This window comes from Rhizobium sp. WYCCWR 11146 (assembly GCF_013591995.1).
GTDB lineage: Bacteria > Pseudomonadota > Alphaproteobacteria > Rhizobiales > Rhizobiaceae > Rhizobium > Rhizobium indicum.
Genome location: NZ_JACCEY010000016.1, coordinates 158808 through 178613, shown reverse-complemented (window position 1 = coordinate 178613; position 19806 = coordinate 158808). Strand labels below are relative to the sequence as shown.

The 19806-nt window shown below is 60.8% G+C and carries 18 protein-coding genes; 12 read left to right on the top strand and 6 right to left on the bottom strand.

The window, feature by feature from the left end:
• Positions 1–343 precede the first annotated feature (343 nt).
• The gene (locus HX899_RS10795) at positions 344–1447 is read left to right on the top strand and encodes a branched-chain amino acid ABC transporter substrate-binding protein (RefSeq protein WP_181292416.1); all 1104 of its coding nucleotides are present in this window, start codon (positions 344–346) and stop codon (positions 1445–1447) included.
• Positions 1448–1519: 72 nt separating this feature from the next.
• Here the strand turns inward: HX899_RS10795 and HX899_RS10790 are convergent, their stop codons facing one another.
• Positions 1520–1915: a hypothetical protein gene (locus HX899_RS10790; protein WP_181292415.1), complete on the bottom strand. Its 396-nt coding sequence runs from the start codon at positions 1913–1915 to the stop codon at positions 1520–1522.
• Between the two features lie 42 nt (positions 1916–1957).
• On the opposite strand from HX899_RS10790, the gene ade reads away from it, so the two are divergent.
• Together ade and HX899_RS10780 are read left to right on the top strand one after the other, a co-directional pair.
• Positions 1958–3655 carry an adenine deaminase gene (gene ade / locus HX899_RS10785; protein WP_181292414.1) on the top strand — a complete coding sequence of 566 codons (1698 nt, stop codon included), beginning with the start codon at positions 1958–1960 and terminating at the stop codon, positions 3653–3655.
• Positions 3656–3713: 58 nt separating this feature from the next.
• Positions 3714–3914 (top strand): hypothetical protein, encoded by a 201-nt coding sequence (locus HX899_RS10780; RefSeq protein WP_072640662.1) that lies wholly within the window; start codon positions 3714–3716, stop codon positions 3912–3914.
• A 255-nt stretch (positions 3915–4169) separates the two neighbouring features.
• Here the strand turns inward: HX899_RS10780 and HX899_RS10775 are convergent, their stop codons facing one another.
• Positions 4170–5816 carry an alpha-glucosidase family protein gene (locus tag HX899_RS10775; protein ID WP_181292413.1) on the bottom strand — a complete coding sequence of 549 codons (1647 nt, stop codon included), beginning with the start codon at positions 5814–5816 and terminating at the stop codon, positions 4170–4172.
• Between the two features lie 286 nt (positions 5817–6102).
• Between HX899_RS10775 and HX899_RS10770 the strand changes: the two genes are divergently transcribed.
• From HX899_RS10770 to HX899_RS10745, 6 genes are all read left to right on the top strand, one after another.
• On the top strand, positions 6103–7683 hold the full coding sequence (locus HX899_RS10770) for a peptide ABC transporter substrate-binding protein (protein ID WP_011653015.1): 1581 nt from the start codon (positions 6103–6105) through the stop codon (positions 7681–7683).
• Positions 7684–7731: 48 nt separating this feature from the next.
• Positions 7732–8655: an ABC transporter permease subunit gene (locus tag HX899_RS10765; RefSeq protein ID WP_003541883.1), complete on the top strand. Its 924-nt coding sequence runs from the start codon at positions 7732–7734 to the stop codon at positions 8653–8655.
• Positions 8652–9569, top strand: a complete 918-nt coding sequence (locus HX899_RS10760; RefSeq protein WP_018495229.1) for an ABC transporter permease — start codon at positions 8652–8654, stop codon at positions 9567–9569. The genes HX899_RS10765 and HX899_RS10760 overlap by 4 nt, the downstream gene beginning before the upstream one ends.
• Positions 9570–9571: 2 nt before the next feature.
• Positions 9572–10579, top strand: a complete 1008-nt coding sequence (locus tag HX899_RS10755) for an ABC transporter ATP-binding protein (protein WP_138330340.1) — start codon at positions 9572–9574, stop codon at positions 10577–10579.
• Positions 10572–11558: an ABC transporter ATP-binding protein gene (locus HX899_RS10750; protein WP_138330339.1), complete on the top strand. Its 987-nt coding sequence runs from the start codon at positions 10572–10574 to the stop codon at positions 11556–11558. Before HX899_RS10755 ends, HX899_RS10750 begins: the two co-directional genes overlap by 8 nt.
• Positions 11559–11688: 130 nt before the next feature.
• Positions 11689–12609 (top strand): sugar kinase, encoded by a 921-nt coding sequence (locus tag HX899_RS10745; protein WP_138330338.1) that lies wholly within the window; start codon positions 11689–11691, stop codon positions 12607–12609.
• Between the two features lie 240 nt (positions 12610–12849).
• On the opposite strand, the gene gstI is transcribed toward HX899_RS10745, so the two are convergent.
• Complete coding sequence (gene gstI, locus HX899_RS10740; protein WP_027664062.1) at positions 12850–13041, bottom strand: glutamine synthetase translation inhibitor GstI; 192 nt, start codon at positions 13039–13041, stop codon at positions 12850–12852.
• 432 nt (positions 13042–13473) lie between these two features.
• Here gstI and HX899_RS10735 point away from each other — a divergent pair, with 432 nt between their 5' ends.
• Entirely contained in the window at positions 13474–14514 is a 1041-nt protein-coding gene (locus tag HX899_RS10735; protein WP_003541898.1) for a glutamine synthetase beta-grasp domain-containing protein, read from the top strand.
• Positions 14515–14759: 245 nt separating this feature from the next.
• Positions 14760–15941 carry a glycosyltransferase family 1 protein gene (locus HX899_RS10730; RefSeq protein ID WP_181292412.1) on the top strand — a complete coding sequence of 394 codons (1182 nt, stop codon included), beginning with the start codon at positions 14760–14762 and terminating at the stop codon, positions 15939–15941.
• Positions 15942–15947: 6 nt separating this feature from the next.
• Here HX899_RS10730 and HX899_RS10725 read toward each other — a convergent pair whose 3' ends face one another.
• Positions 15948–16961, bottom strand: coding sequence for an alpha/beta hydrolase (locus tag HX899_RS10725; protein ID WP_181292411.1), 1014 nt, complete (start codon positions 16959–16961; stop codon positions 15948–15950).
• A gap of 162 nt (positions 16962–17123) precedes the next feature.
• Here HX899_RS10725 and HX899_RS10720 point away from each other — a divergent pair, with 162 nt between their 5' ends.
• Positions 17124–17561 (top strand): MarR family winged helix-turn-helix transcriptional regulator, encoded by a 438-nt coding sequence (locus tag HX899_RS10720; protein ID WP_138330335.1) that lies wholly within the window; start codon positions 17124–17126, stop codon positions 17559–17561.
• A 92-nt stretch (positions 17562–17653) separates the two neighbouring features.
• On the opposite strand, the gene der is transcribed toward HX899_RS10720, so the two are convergent.
• Positions 17654–19075: a ribosome biogenesis GTPase Der gene (gene der, locus HX899_RS10715; RefSeq protein ID WP_168270630.1), complete on the bottom strand. Its 1422-nt coding sequence runs from the start codon at positions 19073–19075 to the stop codon at positions 17654–17656.
• Between the two features lie 18 nt (positions 19076–19093).
• Complete coding sequence (locus HX899_RS10710) at positions 19094–19777, bottom strand: tetratricopeptide repeat protein (RefSeq protein ID WP_181292410.1); 684 nt, start codon at positions 19775–19777, stop codon at positions 19094–19096.
• Positions 19778–19806 lie beyond the last annotated feature (29 nt).

Sequence of the window (19806 nt, the reverse complement as noted above, 5' to 3'; positions counted from 1 at the left end):
AAGACGAAGAGTTTCGCGAAATTCGGCAGGTTCATCGACACCGCGCAGATGCGGGTACAGCACCCTCCAGAGATCTGCAGACGGCGCCACGATCGACGATTTTGGATTATTTCGCGCCGGATCGGCTCGATTTTCGTTTCATTTTGTTATCAACTTGCGAAATCTCACCAAAATTCCTAGAAATCTTGCCGTTGCACCCATTCGAGCCAAATATGGCCGGAGGGCGCATCGATCGCGCCGATATCGATCGTCCTTGGCACGGCCTGAGGGCCGTTGAACGATCCGGAAAATCCGGCGCGGCACCTCATCGCGGGTCGAATGACCCCATCCAAGGAGACAGACAATGACCCTCAAGACATTGACGGCGACCCTCGTCGCGTCGCTCGCCTTTGCGCCGCTTGCCCATGCCGATATCACCATCGGCCTGATCGCGCCGCTGACCGGCCCCGTCGCCGCCTATGGCGACCAAGTGAAGAACGGTGCGCAGACCGCCGTCGACGAGATCAACAAGAAGGGCGGAATTCTCGGCGAGAAGGTCGTCCTCGAACTGGCCGATGATGCCGGCGAACCGAAACAGGGAGTTTCCGCCGCCAACAAGGTCGTCGGCGACGGCATCCGCTTCGTCGTCGGCCCGGTGACATCGGGCGTCGCCATTCCCGTTTCGGACGTGCTTGCTGAAAACGGCGTGTTGATGGTCACCCCGACCGCGACGGCCCCCGACCTGACCAAGCGCGGTCTGACCAACGTGCTCCGCACCTGCGGCCGCGACGACCAGCAGGCCGAAGTCGCCGCCAAATATGTGCTGAAGAATTTCAAGGACAAGCGCGTCGCCATCGTCAACGACAAGGGCGCCTACGGCAAGGGCCTCGCCGACGCCTTCAAGGCGACGCTGAACGCCGGCGGCATCACCGAAGTCGTCAATGACGCGATCACGCCTGGTGACAAGGATTTCAGCGCGCTCACCACCCGCATCAAGTCCGAGAAGGTCGAAGTGGTCTATTTCGGCGGCTACCACCCGGAAGGCGGCCTGCTCGCCCGCCAGCTGCATGACCTCGCCGCCAACACGACGATCATCGGCGGCGACGGACTCTCCAACACCGAATTCTGGGCAATCGGCACGGATGCGGCAGGAGGCACGGTCTTCACCAACGCTTCGGACGCCACCAAGAGCCCGGATTCCAAAGCCGCAGCCGATGCGCTCGCCGCCAAGAACATCCCGGCCGAGGCCTTCACGCTGAACGCCTATGCCGCCGTCGAAGTGCTGAAAGCCGGCATCGAGAAGGCCGGCAGCGCCGAGGATGCGGAAGCCGTCGCGACCGCGTTGAAGGACGGCAAGGAGATCCGGACCGCCATCGGCAAGGTTACCTACGGCGAGACCGGCGACCTGACCTCGCAGAGCTTCTCGCTCTACAAGTGGGAAGCCGGCAAGATCGTCGCCGCCGAGTGATTGGCGGACCTAGTAAAACAGGATCGGGCGCTTCGCGGCGCCCGATTTGTATTTTGACAGAGGGGCTGCCGGTCAATCCCGCTGCCTCTTATTCTCATGCAGATAGCTTTCCACTGTCGGGTGTTTATTAAGCACCATCGGCTGACGATAAGTCCAACTGGGTGTCGGGTTCGAAACACGCGCGTAGAAACTGGAGATCAAGACACGCTTCAGATCTTCGTCAGAAGCGACACTTCCGGTCGACTTTTCGAGAATGACCTCACTCACCTTCCCATGCTTGTCGGTCCTGAGTATCGCAGAGTTGTTCACACATCCGCTCAACAACAGGACAGCCGCGCAAGCTGCCGAAATAATTGCTTTCATATCATGGCCTTGAGTTGGAAATTGACATCTGTATTCTCGCTTCACTAGCACTGCTGCCACAGAGGCAAAAGCCACCGGAAATACAACCCAAATGTTTTCCAGCATTCGTTCGGCATCAGCGGCAAAAATCAGTCGAAGAGGTAGATTATGACCACCAAGCTCGAACGTCTCATCGACCAGGGCGTCGGCCGCGTGCCGGCTGACATCGTGTTGAAGGGCGGCCGCTTCTTCGACCTCGTCACCGGTGAACTCGTCCGGTCCGACATCGCCATCGGCGCCGATCGCATCGTCGGCACCTCGGGCAGTTATAACGGCGAGAACGAGATCGATATCTCTGGCAGAACAGTCGTTCCCGGCTTCATCGATACACATCTGCACATCGAATCCTCGCTGGTGACGCCGCATGAATTCGATCGCTGCGTGCTGCCTTATGGCGTCACCACAGCGATCTGCGATCCGCACGAGATCGCCAATGTGCTTGGCGTCGAGGGCATCGAATTCTTTCTCGCTTCGTCGCTTGAGACGATCATGGACATCCGCGTCCAACTGTCCTCCTGCGTGCCGGCGACACATCTCGAAACCTCCGGTGCCGATCTGCCGATCGAGCGCCTCCTGCCCTTCCGCCACCATCCGAAGGTGATCGGACTTGCCGAATTCATGAATTTCCCCGGCGTGATCCACAAGGATCCCGTCTGCATGGCCAAGCTCGACGCCTTCCAGGGCGGCCATATCGACGGTCATGCGCCGCTGCTCTCAGGCAACGACCTCAACGGTTACCTCGCGGCCGGCATCCGCACCGAGCACGAATGCACGACCGCCGGCGAAGCCTTGGAGAAGATCCGCAAGGGCATGCATATCCTCGTGCGCGAGGGTTCGGTCTCCAAGGATCTCGCGGCGCTGATACCCATTATCACCGAGCGGCTTTCACCCTTCCTCGCGCTTTGCACCGACGACCGCAATCCGCTCGATATCGCCGAACAGGGTCATCTCGATCACATGATCCGCACGGCGATCGCAAGCGGCGTCGAGCCCCTGGCGATCTACCGCGCCGCCTCGATTTCGGCCGCCCGCGCCTTCGGCCTCAAAGACCGTGGCCTGGTCGCGCCGGGCTGGCGCGCCGATCTGGTGGTGCTCGACAGTCTGGAAAACTGCCGCGCCGACATGGTTTTCTCGGCCGGCCGCCGCGTCACCCATGCGCTCTTTTCCTCGCGCAGACCGGTTGCCCCGATCGGCCTCGACAGCGTCAAGGCCCGCCCCGTCAATGCCGCTCATTTCGGCGTGCCGGTCGCCGAAGGCGAAACGCCTGTCATCGGCGTCATGCCCGGCAAGATCATCACCGAGCATCGCCGCTATCGCCTGCCCGTCAGGGGCAACGAGACTGCGGTCGACCTTGCCAACGATATCATCAAGGTCGCCGTCATCGAGCGCCACGGCAAGAACGGCAACCATGCCAACGGCTTTGTCCAGGGCTTCGGCCTGAAGAAGGGTGCGATCGCCTCGACCGTCGGCCATGACAGCCACAATATCTGCGTGGTCGGCGTCAGCGAGGACGACATGGCGCGCGCCGCAAATCGCCTCAGCGAGATCAAGGGCGGCTTCGTTGTCGTCGAAGACGGCAAAGTCACCGGCGAAATCGCCCTGCCTATCGCCGGCTTGATGAGCCTCGAGCCCTACGAGACGGTCCGCGACACGCTGCACCATCTGCGTAAAGCCGCCTTGGCGTTGGGCGCCACGCTGGAAGAACCCTTCCTCCAGCTCGCCTTCCTGCCACTGCCGGTCATCCCGCACCTGAAGATATCCGACCGCGGCATGATTGACGTCGACAAGTTCGCACTGATTGGGTGACGGGATCCTTGGCAAATTCCGCGACAGCGCTTATTTTGCGGTAACGTTGGAGCCGATCATGACGAAGCTGGAACAGATTGAAAAAATCGTTACCGAACTCGATAAGTACGAGTTCGAAGCCTTTTCGGCGTGGTTTGAAGCCCTTCAAGCCGAACGCTGGGACAGGCAGATGGAAGCAGATGCTGCTGGTGGCAAACTCGATCATCTCGCTGAGAAGGCCTTTGCCGATTTTCGTGCCGGAAAGACAAGGCGGCTTTGAAACACCACGCAACTCCCGCCTCCTGGGAGACCTATGATCGCTTGCCTGAACAGATACAGAAGCTGGCTGACGAAAACTTCGATCTGCTCAAACAAGATCCCAGACATCCCTCCTTGCATTTCAAGCGCGTCGGTCGCTTTTTGGTCGGCGCGCGTCGGCACATCCTGGAGAGCTTTAGCTGTCTGGGATGGAGATGACGTCATCTGGTTTTGGATCGACTCGCACGCGGATTACGATAAGCTTTTGAAATAGCCATCAAACCCGCGCACAAAACCCGTCCAGCGCCGCAAGCTTCACGAGCCCCGCGCCAGCCACCGCCTCGAAGCCCGGCATCTCGAGCGGTTCCCCGAGCACCATGCCATCGGGCAGGCGGAATTCCGCCGGTTTGCGCGTCAGGTTGAAAACGAAGAGCAGTTTTTCTCCGTTCTTTTCGCGGGTGAAGGCGAGCAGATCCTGGTTGGTGCCGATGAAGGTCATGTCGCCGTCGATCAGCGCCAGGTGGCTCTTCCGAAATGCGAGCGTCCTGCGATAGTGATGCAGCACAGAGCTTTCGCTCTCTTCCTGCGTATCGACGGAAAGCGCTGCCTGCTCGTAAGGCACCGGCAGCCAGCTCTTTTCCGCCGAGGTGAAGCCCGCATGCGCCTTGCCGGCTTCCCAGGGCATCGGTGTGCGAGATCCATCGCGGCCCTTGAAGGCCGGCCAGAAGCGGATGCCGTAGGGGTCGCGCAGATCCTCGAAGGCGAGTTCCGCCTCGGGCAAGCCGAGTTCCTCGCCTTGATAGAGGCAGATCGAGCCACGCAGCGCCGCAAGCACCGAGATCGCCAGCTTGGCGATGACAGGCCGCTCTTCCTCCGTCCGCGCGAAACGGCTGACATGGCGCATGACGTCGTGGTTGGAAAAAGCCCAGCAGACCCAGCCGTCCGTGACTGCTTTCTGGAAGGCCTCGACGCAGCCCCGAATATGCTCGGCGGTGAAATCCGGCCCGAGCAGGTCGAATGTGTAGCACATGTGCAGCTTGTCGCCGCCACTCGTATAGGCGCCAACCGTCTTCAGCGAACGCGCCCCATCGCCGACTTCGCCGACGGTCGTGCGATCCTCGTACTGATCGAGCAACGCCCGGAAGCGCTTGAGGAAATCGACATTTTCCGGCTGCGTCTTGTCGTAGAGGTGGTTCTGCATGCCGTAGGGATTGCTGTCGGGCGCATCGAGGCCTGCGTCATCTTCATCAGGCTCGTGCGGCGGATTGCTCCTCAGCAGCTTGTCGCAGAAATAATAGTTGACCGTATCCAGCCGGAAGCCGTCGACGCCGCGGTCGAGCCAGAACTTCACCGTCTCCAGCACCGCATCCTGCACGGCCTTGCTGTGGAAATTGAGGTCCGGCTGCGAGGTCAGGAAATTGTGCTGGTAATATTGCCGGCGCACGCCATCCCATTCCCAGCCCGGCCCGCCGAAGATCGACAGCCAGTTGTTCGGCGCCGTACCGTCAGGCTTCGGATCGGCCCAGACATACCAGTCCGCCTTGGGATTGGTCCGGCTCGATCGGCTCTCGACGAACCAGGGATGCCGGTCGGAAGTGTGCGAGATCACCTGGTCGATGACGACCTTGATGCCCAGCCTGTGCGCTTCGCCCATCATTTCGTCGAAATCGGCCAGCGTCCCGAAGATCGGATCGACGTCGCAATAATCGGAAACGTCGTAGCCCATGTCGGCCATCGGCGACTTGAAGAAAGGCGAGAGCCAGATCGCGTCGACGCCGAGGCTGGCAATATGCTGCAGCCGGCGGGTGATTCCCCTGAGATCGCCGAGACCATCGCTGTTGGTGTCCTGAAACGAGCGCGGATAGACCTGATAGATCACCGCGCCACGCCACCAGTCCGCACTCCCGCCTGCCTGCAATGCCATCGGCTACATCTCCTGCCTCGTTTGCGCTCGTCACACTAAAGCGGACGAAACAAAAGACAACCATGTGAAGCGGTTATGAAGGTGTTGCGAAACGCCGCGACACGTCGTCGCGATCCGACAAGGGGGAGACGTATATAGGCTTGTCCACAACCCGTTTCCACCCTCCGGATTTGGGGTTGCAACGCAAAGCCTTTGCGATAATGTGCGCGCTGACCTGCACGTAAGAGGTCAAACACCGGGAACAAATGTCTAATAAAGGCGAAAAGCCTAGAAAGGTGGACCCACCATGAACCATTTCGCGAAAAAATTTCTCGCCTCTGCAATGCTTGGCACATTGCTGGCGTTTTCGGCCCATGCGGCCACGCTCAACATTCACAATGGTGGCGACCCGCAGTCGCTCGATCCGCAGAAGCTTTCCGGCGACTGGGAGAACCGTATCGCCGGCGACATTTTCGAAGGCCTCGTCACTGAGGACGCCAAGGATAATCCGATCCCCGGCCAGGCTGAAAGCTGGACGATTTCGCCTGATGGCAAGGTCTACACCTTCAAGCTTCGCGACGGCATCAAGTGGTCCGATGGCCAGCCGGTAACGGCAGGAGACTTTGTCTTCGCCTTCCAGCGCCTCGTCGACCCGAAGAACGCCGCTGACTATGCCTATCTGCAGTTCACCATCAAGAATGCGGAAAAGATCAACAAGGGCGAGATCACCGATCTCAACCAGCTCGGTGTTAAGGCGATCGACGACAAGACGCTCGAAATCACCCTCGAAAACTCGACCCCTTATTTCCTCAATGCCTTGATGCATTACACCGCCTATCCGCTGCCGAAGCATGTCGTCGAGGCGAAGGGGCAGGATTGGGTCAAGATCGGCAACATCGTCACCAACGGCCCTTACAAGCCGGTCGAATGGGTTCCGGGCTCGCATGTCACGACGGTCAAGAACGACCAGTGGTACGACACCAAGGACCTGAAGATCGATGGCGCGAAGTTCTTCGTGCTTGAAGACCAGGAAGCCGCGCTGAAGCGCTACCGCGCCGGCGAGTTCGACATCCTCACCGACTTCCCGACCGACCAGTACGAGTGGATGAAGAAGAACCTGCCTGGCCAGGCGCATGTCGCTCCCTTCTCCGGCCTCTACTATTACGTCGTCAACTCGCAGAAGCCGCCCTTCAGCGACAAGCGTGTCCGCCAGGCTCTCTCCATGGCGATCAACCGTGAAGTGATCGGCCCGCAGATCCTCGGCACCGGCGAACTGCCGGCCTATTCATGGGTTCCACCGGGCACGGCGAATTACGGCGAGCCGGCCTATGTCAGCTGGAAGGACCTGCCCTATAGCGAGAAGGTCGCCGAAGCCAAGAAGCTTCTGACCGAAGCCGGTTTCGGTCCGGACAAGCCGCTTCACGCTGTCCTCAGCTACAACACCAACGACAACCACAAGCGCATCGCCGTCGCCATCGCTTCCATGTGGAAGCCGCTCGGCGTCGATGTCGAGCTCGTCAATGCCGAAACCAAGGTGCATTACGACCAGATGCAGCGTGGCCAGGTCGAAATCGGCCGCGCCGGCTGGCTCGCCGACTACAACGACCCGGACAACTTCCTGAACCTCCTGGTGACAGGCGTCCAGATGAACTACGGCCGCTGGTCGAATCCCGAGTACGACAAGATGATCAAGGAAGGTAACGCCGAGACCGATCTCACCAAGCGTGCCGCGATCTTCAAGAAGGCCGAGCAGCTGGCGCTCGATGAATCCGCCGCCCTGCCGATCTACTACTACGTCTCGAAGAATGTCGTTTCGCCGAAGATCGAAGGCTTCGTCGACAATATCCAGGACATCCACCGCACCCGCTGGCTGTCGATGAAAGAGTAAGGGAAAACGGTCCTTTCCGCGCACTGCGGAAAGGACCGGCCCACGATCATGATCAAATACGCCCTCCGTCGCCTGCTATCGACGATCCCCGTTCTGTGGATCGCCGTCACAGCCTGCTTTTTTGTTTTGCGCCTTGCCCCCGGCGGCCCTTTCGATGGCGAAAGGCCATTGCCGCCGGTGATCTTGAAAAACCTTGCTATCCACTACAATCTCGACAAGCCGCTCATCCAGCAGTACCTGATCTATGTCGGTGACCTGCTCCGAGGCGATCTCGGCCCGTCCTTCGCCAGCGAAGACTTCACCGTCGCCCAGCAGATCATGATCGGTCTGCCCTACACCTTCACCATCGGTACGGCTGCCTTCCTGATTGCCATCATTGTCGGCGTGGCGGTCGGCTGTCTTGGGGCGCTCTACCAGAACAAGGCGCCGGATTATATTCTGGGCGCGCTCATCCTGATCGGCGTCGTACTGCCGAACTTCCTGATTGCGCCCATCCTGCAGCTCGTCTTCGGCATCCATCTTGCGTGGTTTCCGGTCGGCGGCTGGGGTGACGGCTCGATCAAATACCTCATCCTGCCGATCGTCGTTCTAGCCCTGCCGCATGCCGGCCGTATCTCGCGCATCACCCGCGGCTCGATGATCGAGGTAATGAACCAGAACTTCATCCGCACCGCTAAGGCCAAAGGCATCGGCCCCCGCCTGACGGTCATGCGCCATGCGCTGAAGCCCGCGCTGATGCCTGTGGTCTCTTATCTCGGACCGGCTGCAAGTTACCTTCTCACCGGCTCGCTGGTTGTCGAAAGCATCTTCGGATTGCCCGGCATCGGCCGCTATTTCGTCAACGCAGCGCTGAACCGCGATTACGGCATGGTTCTCGGCACGGTCATTTTCTACATGGTGCTCATCGTGTTCCTGAATCTTCTCGTCGATATCGCCTATGCGTGGCTCGATCCGAAAGTGAGAAACCGATGATCCTCAACCCCGCAAAACGCGAGCTGCTTGCCCAGGAGCTTCTGGAGGCGGAGGGCCTTGCGCCCGAAAGCCGCTCGCTCACCAAGGATGCCTTGCGCCGACTCGGGCGCAACAAGGCGGCCGTCCTGTCGATCGTTGTCCTGACGGTTCTGATCCTCGCCGCCTTCCTCGGCCCCTGGTTCATTCCCTTCAACTACGAGGATCCGGATTGGGCGGCCTTCCGCATACCGCCCTCGATCGAGACCGGCCACTATTTCGGCACCGACCCGAACGGCCGCGACCTTCTCGCTCGCGTCCTTTACGGCACCCGCGTCTCGCTTGCCGTGGCGTTGACGGCGACCGTCGTCTCCGTCTTCATCGGCGTGCTCTACGGTGCGGTCTCAGGCTATATCGGCGGCAGGCTGGATGCGATCATGATGCGCTTCGTCGACATTATGTACGCGCTTCCCTATATCCTCTTCGTCATCCTGCTGATGGTGATCTTCGGCCGCAACGTCTATCTGCTGTTTGCCGCGATCGGCGCGCTGGAATGGCTGACCATGGCCCGCATCGTGCGCGGCCAGACGCTGTCGATCAAGCATCGCGAATTCATCGAAGCTGCCCGCGCATCCGGGCAGCGGCCGTTCAAGATCATCATCAAGCACATCATCCCGAACCTCGTCGGACCCGTGGTCATCTTCGCAGCGTTGACGGTGCCTGAAATCATCGCCACCGAAAGCTTCCTTTCCTATCTCGGCTTCGGCGTGCAGGAACCGCTGACCTCGCTCGGCACGCTGATCGCCGAGGGAACCGATGCCATGGAAAGCATGCCGTGGCTGCTGGTCTTCCCGGCGAGCTTCCTCGTGGCCCTGCTGCTCAGCCTGCTCTTCATCGGCGACGGCCTGCGCGACGCGTTCGACCCGAAGGATCGATAAGAATGTCCCAAGAAACACAAAAAGACACCCTTCTCGAACTCAAAGACTATTCGATCACCTTCAAAACGCCGGATGGAGAGGTCAAGGCAGTCTCCAACATGAACCTGACGGTCAAACGCGGCGAACGCATCGCCATCGTCGGCGAGTCCGGTTCGGGCAAGAGCCAGACCTTCCTCGGCATCATGGGCCTGCTTGCCAAGAACGGCAAAACCACGGGACAGGCGCTGCTCGAAGGCAAGGACGTGCTGGCGCTGAAACCGCGCGAGCTCGACCAGATCCGCGGCAAGGACATGGCCATGGTCTTCCAGGATCCGATGACCGCCCTCAATCCATCGCTGAAGATCTCCCGGCAGTTGACGGAACAGCTCGAGGTTCACGGCGGGCTAACGGCGCGCGCCGCATCCGCCGCAGCGCTCGACATGCTGAAACGTGTCGGCATCCCCGACCCGACACGGCGCTTTCACCTCTACCCGCATGAGCTCTCCGGCGGCATGCGCCAGCGCATCGTCATCGCCATGGCGCTGCTCACGAGGCCGAAGCTTCTGATCGCCGACGAGCCCACGACCGCACTCGACGTCACCATCCAGGCGCAGATCCTCGATCTCTTCAACGACCTGACGGCGGAGATGAACACGGCCCTGATCATGATCACCCACGACCTCGGCGTCGTTGCCGGCCTCGCCGACCGCGTCGCCGTCATGTATGCCGGCCGCATCGTCGAGGAGGCGCCTGTCGACGAGCTCTTCGACAACCCGGCCCATCCCTATACCGCGGCACTGCATGCCTCGATCCCGCGGCCGGACCAGGATGTCGACGACCTCGTCGTCATCCCCGGGCGTCCGCCGAACCTGCAGCACCTGCCGAAGGGCTGCAATTTCTCGCCGCGCTGTTCGCAGGTCCAGGACGATTGCATCGACCGCCCGCCACCGCTCGAAACCCTGGCGCCGCACCATTGTGCCGCATGCTACCACCCCTTCCCGCGTCGCGAGGAGCTGTTGAATCATGGCTGAACGATCGCTTCTGAGGGTCGAGAACCTGACGACCCAATTCGAACTGCCGGCGAAAGGCCTCTTCAAGCCGCCGATTTTTCTCACCGCCGTCAACAATGTCAGCTTCGACCTCAGCGAAGGCCGCACGCTCGGCATTGTCGGCGAATCCGGCTGCGGCAAATCCACGCTCGGCCGCTCCATCCTGCGGCTGTTGAAATCGCAGAAGGGCCGCATCCTCTGGCAGGGACGCAACCTTCTCGACCTTTCGGACGAGGAAATGCGCGCCGCCCGCCGCGACATGCAGATCATCTTTCAGGATCCGATCGCCTCGCTCGACCCGCGCATGACTGTTGGAGACATCATCGCCGAGCCGCTCACCGTCTTCGAGCCGAAGCTTACGAGAGCCGAGCGCACCGAACGTGTCCGCGAGATCATGACCGCCGTCGGCCTGGTGCCGGAAATGATCAACCGCTATCCGCACGAATTCTCCGGCGGCCAGGCGCAACGCATCGGCATCGCGCGCGCAGTCATCACCAAACCGAAGCTCATCATCTGCGACGAGCCGGTTTCGGCCCTCGACGTCTCGATCCAGGGTCAGGTCATCACGCTTCTGCGCAAGCTGCGCAAGGAATTCGGCCTGACGCTGATCTTTATCAGCCACGACCTCTCCGTCGTGCGCCTGATCTCAGACGATGTGCTGGTGCTCTATCTCGGCAGGGTGGTGGAAGCAGGCAGTTGTGCTACCGTCTTCGATCACCCCGCTCATCCCTATACGCAGGCGCTTTTCTCCGCCGCGCCGATCCCGGATCCGAAGCTGGCGCGCCTGCGCACCCGCATCCGCCTGCAGGGTGACCCGCCCTCGCCGCTCAATCCGCCGAAGGGCTGCGTCTTCTCACCGCGCTGCTGGAAGGCGACCGACATCTGTCGCACCGAAATGCCGCCGACCGAGGAGGTCCGCCCCGGCCAGAAGGCCGCCTGTTATCACATGGACAGGCCATGAGTGATACGAAGGCCGCGCAAGCGGCCTTTGCCTAGCCCGCGAAGGCGGGTTTCCATTCCCGAATATAGGCGCTTGCCACCTTCATACTCTCCGCGTATCAGCGGATGAAGACCAATGCCGGGAGGACAAGGTGAGCAGACGGTTTCTATCGATCGGTGAATGCATGGTGGAACTCTCGCAGGCAGGCGATGGTCTGCTGCGCAAGGGCTTTGCCGGCGATACCTTCAACACCGCCTGGTATGCCCGCGCCTGCCTTGCCGCCGACTGGTCGGTCGACTACTTCACCGCGCTCGGCGACGACGCCATGTCGGACGAGATGGCGGCCTTTATCGACAAGGCGGGCATCGGCACCAGCCTCATTCGCCGCATCAGGGGCAGGACGCCGGGCCTTTACATGATCAACCTGAAGGACGGCGAACGCTCCTTCAGCTACTGGCGCGACAGCTCGGCTGCCCGCAGCCTGGCCGCCGATCCGGACCGCCTGCGCGAGGCGGTGGAGAGCGCTGAAGTCGTCTATTTCTCCGGCATCACGCTTGCCATACTGCCGCATGAGGATGCCGAGACTTTGCTTGCCGAAGTCCGTCGCGCCAAGGCCGCAGGCAAGCTCGTCGTCTTCGATCCGAACATCCGCCCGCGGCTCTGGTCGAGCTACGACGTAATGCACACGACGATCAGCGAAGGTGCCCGCTCCTCCGTGCTCGTCATGCCGAGCTTCGACGACGAGGCGGCCCATTTCGGCGATGATTCCATCGAGGCGACGATCCATCGCTACCGCGCATTGGGTGCCGTCCATATCGTCGTCAAGAACGGCGCGGAGGGTGTTACGCTGAATTTTGCCGGCGAGCAGACCTTCGTTCCGGCCGAAAAGGTGGAGAAGGTGGTCGACACGACCAGCGCCGGCGACAGCTTCAACGGCGCTTTTCTCGCACGATATCTCGAAGCAGGCGATGCACCTGCCGCCGCCCGCTTCGCAGCAAAGGTCGCTGCCCGCGTCGTCAGCGAACATGGTGCATTGGTCGTAAGGGAAAAGCTTGGATTGGATGGCGGCTAAAGCGGCGCGATCTTTCAGATTCGCTTAGCGAGACATGCTTTTAGGCCGCACATGCTGACGCAGTATGAACGCCATGTGCGAGCGCTCCCCGCCTTGTCGGCATCGTTTGCCCCGCTGCTAGAGCATGATGCCGAAAAGTGTGCGCGGTTTTCGGACGACATCATGCTCTATTTCTTTGATCTAGATCAGGATTCAGATTTCAGGCCGATCAGGCCTAAAATCATCCTGATCTAGGGGAAATCAGGACTTCGTCGGCCGATCGGCGTCGCGAACTGCCTCGTCATGGTACCAACAGCTGTCGAGCGCAGCATCGCAGACGTCTGCGGCCTCGCGCTCCATCAGCCTGGCGCGTTCGAACCGGTTGGCGTTTCGTATCGCCTTAACGGGAAACTGGTAGATCGTTGCGGATTCACGATGGAAACCGGTGGGCATGAGATCGCCTCCATTCAGCTCGGCGCATCAACATTTCAGGACCATCTACATAGCACAATGCACATAGTTTATGCAAATTGCATAAAATAACGGCAATGTTGCAATTGTAATCGGTCGGCATGCTGTCTCAGCTAAAAGCTTCCGATAATTTGTTTAACACTTCATCATTTCAGCCTAACGCCACAATTTTCATCCGGTTCCAGATGAAAAAACTGCGTTTTGATGGGCGATACCGCCTGCGAGCGTTAAAAACAGCCCGATTTTCCAAAAGGGAAAAAATCGGCCGGCACGCTGATTCGCGATCTTTCTTTCGCATAGCGCCAAAACTGGCACGCTACGTGCTTTTAAAGCGTCATCCCTGGCGGTCGGATGCGCTTGCGCGCCGAGATCACCTCCGGATTTGCTCACCTTCGTAGCATTGAGAGAGTCACGATGACAAAATATAAGCTCGAGTATATTTGGCTCGATGGGTACACTCCGGTACCGAACCTGCGTGGCAAGACGCAGATCAAGGAATTCGACGTATTCCCGACGCTGGAACAGCTTCCGCTCTGGGGCTTTGACGGCTCCTCGACGCAGCAGGCTGAAGGCCGCAGCTCCGATTGCGTGCTGAAGCCGGTCGCCATCTATCCCGACCCGGCCCGCACCAACGGCGCTCTCGTCATGTGCGAAGTCATGATGCCGGATGGCGTCACGCCGCACGCATCGAATGCCCGCGCCACCATCCTCGACGACGAAGACGCCTGGTTCGGCTTCGAGCAGGAATATTTCTTCTACCAGAACGGCCGTCCGCTCGGCTTCCCTGAGCAGGGCTACCCCGCTCCGCAAGGCCCTTATTACACCGGCGTCGGCTATTCGAACGTTGGCGACGTTGCCCGCGAAATCGTCGAAGAGCATCTCGACCTCTGCCTCGCTGCCGGGATCAATCACGAAGGCATCAATGCCGAAGTGGCCAAGGGCCAGTGGGAATTCCAGATTTTCGGCAAGGGCTCCAAGAAGGCTGCCGACCAGATCTGGATGGCACGCTACCTCCTGCAGCGCCTGACCGAAAAGTACGGTATCGACATCGAGTATCACTGCAAGCCGCTCGGCGACACCGACTGGAACGGCTCGGGCATGCATTGCAACTTCTCGACCAAGTACATGCGCGAAGTCGGCGGCAAGGCCTATTTCGAAGCGCTGATGGCGCAGTTCGACAAGAACCTGATGGACCACATCGACGTCTACGGTCCTGACAACGACAAGCGCCTGACCGGCAAGCACGAGACGGCTCCGTGGAACAAGTTCTCCTACGGCGTTGCCGACCGTGGTGCCTCGATCCGCGTGCCGCACTCCTTCGTCAAGAACGACTACAAGGGCTATCTGGAAGATCGCCGCCCGAACTCGCAGGGCTGCCCCTACCAGATCGCTTCGCAGGTTCTGAAGACGATCTCGGAAGTTCCGACCGCAAGCTCGGCTTCCGCTGCAGCTTGACCTCCCAGGCGGCGCCGGTCCACGACCGGCGCCGTGACTTTCTTCTTTCGAATGAAAAAACGCCGCCAGCCACTGACATAATCGGGGCGATCAGGCCGGCGAAAGCCCTGCAATCCCTGCAATAGGGGCTGTAATATTTCCATCATGGTCATGCCTCAAAATAGAGAAGCGGGAATCGCCGTTCCGGAACCCCGCTTTGGGGTTGAGCGTTGGCATATCACTGCGACGCGGATGGAAATCGTGACATGCTGCAACGTCCGGCAAACACTTATAGCGGCGAGAGCTGGGCCAATGCCGCAGCCGCCGGGACCCTGCCTGAGAGGCTGGTGATTGTCACCGATGCCTGGCACCCACAGGTCAACGGCGTCGTGCGCTCGATCGAGAACACCAACCGCGAACTGGCGAAGATGGGCGTCGAGGTTTCGATGGTGACGCCGGAGCGCTTCAACAGCATCCCCTGCCCGACCTATCCAGAGATCCGCCTGTCGATCGCCAATTACCGCCGCATCGCCCGCGAGATCGAAAAGCACAATCCGTCCTACGTGCATATTGCCACCGAAGGTCCGCTGGGGCTGACCGCCCGCCGCTGGTGCCTGAGAAACCGCATGCCGTTTTCGACGAGCTACCACACCCGCTTCCCGGAATACGTTTCCGCGCGCCTGCCGATACCGAAGAGCTGGCTCTACTCCTTCGTTCGCTGGTTCCACAATGGCGGCGCCGGCTGCATGGTGGCGACGCCGAGCCTTGCCCGCGAACTGTCGGAAAAGGGCATCCGCAACCTCATGCCCTGGAGCCGCGGCATTGACGCCACGCAGTTCCGTCCGATGGCGCTCGAGGAAACCCCGTTCGGCTTGGCGCGCCCGATCTTCATGACCGTCGGCCGCGTGGCGCTGGAAAAGAACCTGCCGGCTTTCCTCGATCTCGATCTGCCGGGCTCCAAGGTCGTCGTCGGCGACGGTCCTGCCCGCGCTGAGCTTGAAAAGCAATATCCCGACGTCTTCTTCGCGGGCGTGCAGTTCGGCGAGGATCTGGCGAAAACCTACGCCCAGGCCGATGTCTTCGTCTTTCCCTCGCTCACCGACACCTTCGGCAACACCATCCTCGAAGCACTGGCATCGGGCGTGCCGGTCGCAGCCTATCCGGTCACCGGCCCGCTCGACATCATCGGCGAGGATAGCGAAGTCGGGGCGCTCGACCAGAACCTGCAAGCCGCCTGCCTTGCCGCTCTTTCCGCCTCGCGCGGCAAGGCGCGTGAGCTTGCCATGCAATATTCCTGGGAAGCGGCGACGCTGCAGTTCATCAACAATATCCGCGCTGCCAACGGCGTCATCACGCCGAAATGGAAGAAGGCCTGGCAGTTTGCCAAATCACTTCCAAGAAGCAGAAAGCCCGGCGAAACCGCCGGGCCTCTCCCGTCTGCAGACTGATTGGTTTTACTTGTGAAGCGCGCTGCGAAGCGTGTCGTTCGCGACCGCAATCGCACTGCGCGCCGCAGGCGTTTCGGCAATCGCGTTCAGCAGCACAAAGTCGTGGATCGTGCCGTTATAACACATCGACGTGACCTTGACGCCGGCCTGGCTGAGCTTGCGGGCATAGGCCTCGCCTTCGTCGCGCAACACGTCGTTTTCGTCAACGATGACCAGCGCCGGCGGCAGGCCGTTCAACTGCTCCAGCGACGCCTGCAGCGGTGAGGCCGTCGGCTCCTTGCGCTTGGTCTCGTCGGGCAGATAGGCGTTCCAGAACCACTTCATCGCTTCCTTGGTCAGCCACGGCCCATCGGCGAACTGGTTGTAGGACCCATTGTTGAAATTGGCGTCGGTGACGGGGTAGAACAGCACCTGCTGGTCGATGGCAGGACCGCCACGCTCCTTGGCAAGCAGCGTCACCACCGCCGCCATGTTGCCGCCGACGCTATCGCCTGCGACCGCGAGCCGGGAGGCATCGACCTTGAACTCCTTGGCATGTTCGGCGACATATTTGGTCGCAGCATAGGCCTGCTCGATGGCAACGGGATAGCGGGCTTCCGGAGAGCGCTCGTAGTCAACGAAGACGACGGCGGCATCGGCGCCGTTGGCGATCTCGCGCACCAGCCGATCATGTGTATCGGCATCGCCCAGCACCCAGCCGCCGCCATGGAAATAGAGAATGACCGGCATCGTGCCCTTGGCATGTTCCGGGCGGACGATGCGCAGCTTGATGTTGCCTGTCGGACCGGCCCTGATGACCCTGTCCTCTTCCTGGGCGGCAAGCTTCTTCACGTCGCCCTTCTGCGCGCCCGCCAGAACATTGCGGGCATCGGCCGGCGACAGCGTGTAGATCGGCTTGCCGCCGGCAAGCCCGTCGATGAATTTCTGCGTTGTCGGTTCGAGTACCGGATCGGCAAGCGCGCCGACGGCGGAGGCTGCGAGCAGTGCTGCTGCGGAAACTGCGGTCTTGATGGTCGACATTGTCTTGTCCTCTCGGGTTCGATGTTCGTCCTGAACACCGTTTTTATATCGCGCACAATTGTTTATTGGACAATTTAAACTTGCGCATAGCAGCCATGCATAAAAATCGCTTACGATTATTTATCGCGCGATATAACTTCCATCAGTTCTGGAGATAACCCCATGCAGGATCAGCTGAAGCTCGACAATTTCATCTGCTTCGCCGTCTATACGGCAAGCCACGCACTGAACCGCGTTTACAAGCCGCTGCTTGAGACGCTCGGTCTCACCTATCCGCAATATCTGGCGATGGTTTCGCTCTGGGAACAGGACGGCCAGACAGTCGGCGGCTTGGGTGAAAAGCTCTTCCTCGAATCGAGCACGCTGACCCCGCTGCTCAAACGCCTCGAAACCGCAGGTTATGTCAGACGCGAACGCAGCCGGGAGGACGAACGCGTCGTCGTCATCCGCTTGAGCGACGAAGGCATTCGCCTCAAGGAAAGGGCGATCGGCATCCCGGGTTGCATCGCCGCTGCCAGCGGTCGCGATGCAGTCGACCTCACCCGCCTCCAGGCCGAGATCGTGGCGCTGCGTGAGGCGCTGAATCGAAGCGTGGTTTAGCTGCTAACCGGACTGGGTATCACAGTGCTTATGGTACCCCCTCTGCCCTGCCGGGAAGAGGGGGTGTTCCCACTACGAATGGCCCCCGAACCCTACGTTCGTCTCTTCTTGCCTTCGAACGGATTGTCAGGCGAGCGGAAATGGATGCGGATCGGCACGCTCGGCATGTCGAAATCGGCGCGCAACCCGTTGATCAGATAGCGCGTATAGGATTCCGGCAGCGCATCGGACCGGGTGCACGAGATCATGAAGGCCGGCGGGCGGGCCTTCACCTGCGTCATATATTTCAGCTTGATGCGGCGGCCGGAAACGGCCGGTGGCGGATGCTGGATCTGCTGCGTCTCCAGCCAGCGGTTGAGCCGCGCCGTCGAGATGCGTTTGTTCCAGACCTTGTCGGTATCGATGATCGACTGCATCAGCTTGTCGAGCCCCCAGCCGGTCTGGCCGGAGATCGGCACGGCGCGGATACCGCGCGCCTGCGGCAGCAACCGGTCGGTCTTTTCGCGCAGATCCGCAAGCACCGCCTGCCGATCTTCGATCATGTCCCACTTGTTGAACGCGAGCACGGCGGCACGCCCCTCGCGCAACACCAGGTCGACGATCTGCAGGTCCTGCTTCTCGAAGGGGATGGTCGCATCGAAGACGATGACGACGGTTTCGGCGAAGCGGATGGCGCGCAGCGCATCGGCGACCGAAAGCTTCTCCAGCTTCTCGATCACCCGCGCCTTGCGGCGCATGCCTGCCGTATCGAACATCTTGATGGTGCGGCCGCGCCAGTCCCATTCGACCGAGATGGAATCGCGGGTGATACCCGCTTCCGGTCCCGTCAGCAGCCGGTCCTCGCCGAGGAAGCGGTTGATCAGCGTCGACTTGCCGGCATTCGGCCGCCCGACGATCGCCACGCGCAACGGCTTCGTATCGTCATAGGTCGGCTCTTCGTCCTCGTCGCCCTCGTCTGATGATTGCGGAATGTCGACGTCGGTAACCGCCACATCCTCTTTCTCGGGATAGGCACGGTCCTCGCCGATCGCCGCGACGATCGCATCGCGCAGGTCGAGCATGCCCTGCCCGTGTTCTGCCGAAATCGGCGTCGGCTCGCCGAGCCCTAGCGTATAAGCGTCATAGAAGCCGCTGTCGGAGCCGCGCGCTTCGGATTTGTTGGCGACAAGCACCACCGGCTTGCCGCGCCGGCGCAGCATTTCGGCAAGGTCGGTATCGACGGGCGTCAATCCGCTCTTGGCGTCGACGACGAAAAGCGAAAGATCCGCCTCGTCGATCGCCGCTTCGGTTTGCGCCCGCATCCGGCCCTGCAGGCTTTCCGCGTCGGCCTCTTCCAGACCAGCCGTGTCGATGATCGTGAAGGTCAGGCCCATCAGCCGCGCATCGCCCGGCCGGCGGTCGCGGGTCACACCCGGCGTGTCATCGACAAGCGCCAGCTTCTTGCCTACCAGCCGGTTGAAAAGTGTCGACTTGCCGACATTCGGACGACCGACGATCGCGACCGTGAAACTCATATCTTGTCCTTAACGCGATCAGCCCTGAGCGGCGGGCGCCTTGCCGGATGCGGTAATCAGATCAAGCATCATGTGGGCGCGATTGGCAACATTGCGTGGGCTGTCGGTATCGTCGACGATCGACTGGAACCACTGCCGCGCCTGCGCCATGTTGCCGGCTTTGTAAGCGGCAAGGCCGAGTGCCTCGCGCGCCGAATGACGGAAGGCGTTGCCCGGAACGGCCATTTCCTCGATCGCCGCCGAAACCTGTTCGTAAGTGCCGTTCTCGATGAGCAACCAGCCGGCACGCATCTTGGCGGCATCGCGCACGGCAGCCGGAACGGCATTGTCCTTGCCGATCTCGTTGAAGGCGGCGATCGCCGCGGCGGCATCGCCCTTCTGCACCTGGACGGTCGCGGCCCGCATGCGCGCCAGCACGGGGTAGGCGCCATGGCCTTCCTTCTCAAGCTTGTCGAGCGCGGCCAGCGCCTCGTCGTTCTTGTTCTCGTCGGCTAGCTTCATCGCCGCCAGGAACTGGTCGCCGGTGCCGGAGGAGCGGTTGTCGTCCCAATAGTCGTAGAGAACCCTGCCGGCGGTGCCGACGACGATCAGGATGGCGACGACGACGATATAGCGGCCGAACCGGCGCCAGACGCCCTTCATCTGGTCAGACCGCAATTCCTCATTGACTTCACGGATGAAGCTGTCGTCGTTGAATGCCATTCTCGTCTCCGGCCGCGGAAATACCCATA

Excerpts from the sequence above, each read along its gene's own strand:
- HX899_RS10750 (WP_138330339.1), top strand. The coding sequence starts at position 10,572 with ATGGCTGAACGATCGCTTCTGAGGGTCGAGAACCTGACGACCCAATTC.
- HX899_RS10710 (WP_181292410.1), bottom strand. The coding sequence starts at position 19,777 with ATGGCATTCAACGACGACAGCTTCATCCGTGAAGTCAATGAGGAATTG.
- HX899_RS10755 (WP_138330340.1), top strand. The coding sequence starts at position 9,572 with ATGTCCCAAGAAACACAAAAAGACACCCTTCTCGAACTCAAAGACTAT.
- HX899_RS10730 (WP_181292412.1), top strand. The coding sequence starts at position 14,760 with ATGCTGCAACGTCCGGCAAACACTTATAGCGGCGAGAGCTGGGCCAAT.
- der (WP_168270630.1), bottom strand. The coding sequence starts at position 19,075 with ATGAGTTTCACGGTCGCGATCGTCGGTCGTCCGAATGTCGGCAAGTCG.
- HX899_RS10720 (WP_138330335.1), top strand. The coding sequence starts at position 17,124 with ATGCAGGATCAGCTGAAGCTCGACAATTTCATCTGCTTCGCCGTCTAT.
- HX899_RS10725 (WP_181292411.1), bottom strand. The coding sequence starts at position 16,961 with ATGTCGACCATCAAGACCGCAGTTTCCGCAGCAGCACTGCTCGCAGCC.
- HX899_RS10790 (WP_181292415.1), bottom strand. The coding sequence starts at position 1,915 with ATGCTGGAAAACATTTGGGTTGTATTTCCGGTGGCTTTTGCCTCTGTG.
- ade (WP_181292414.1), top strand. The coding sequence starts at position 1,958 with ATGACCACCAAGCTCGAACGTCTCATCGACCAGGGCGTCGGCCGCGTG.
- HX899_RS10795 (WP_181292416.1), top strand. The coding sequence starts at position 344 with ATGACCCTCAAGACATTGACGGCGACCCTCGTCGCGTCGCTCGCCTTT.
- HX899_RS10780 (WP_072640662.1), top strand. The coding sequence starts at position 3,714 with ATGACGAAGCTGGAACAGATTGAAAAAATCGTTACCGAACTCGATAAG.
- HX899_RS10760 (WP_018495229.1), top strand. The coding sequence starts at position 8,652 with ATGATCCTCAACCCCGCAAAACGCGAGCTGCTTGCCCAGGAGCTTCTG.
- HX899_RS10775 (WP_181292413.1), bottom strand. The coding sequence starts at position 5,816 with ATGGCATTGCAGGCAGGCGGGAGTGCGGACTGGTGGCGTGGCGCGGTG.
- gstI (WP_027664062.1), bottom strand. The coding sequence starts at position 13,041 with ATGCCCACCGGTTTCCATCGTGAATCCGCAACGATCTACCAGTTTCCC.
- HX899_RS10735 (WP_003541898.1), top strand. The coding sequence starts at position 13,474 with ATGACAAAATATAAGCTCGAGTATATTTGGCTCGATGGGTACACTCCG.
- HX899_RS10765 (WP_003541883.1), top strand. The coding sequence starts at position 7,732 with ATGATCAAATACGCCCTCCGTCGCCTGCTATCGACGATCCCCGTTCTG.
- HX899_RS10770 (WP_011653015.1), top strand. The coding sequence starts at position 6,103 with ATGAACCATTTCGCGAAAAAATTTCTCGCCTCTGCAATGCTTGGCACA.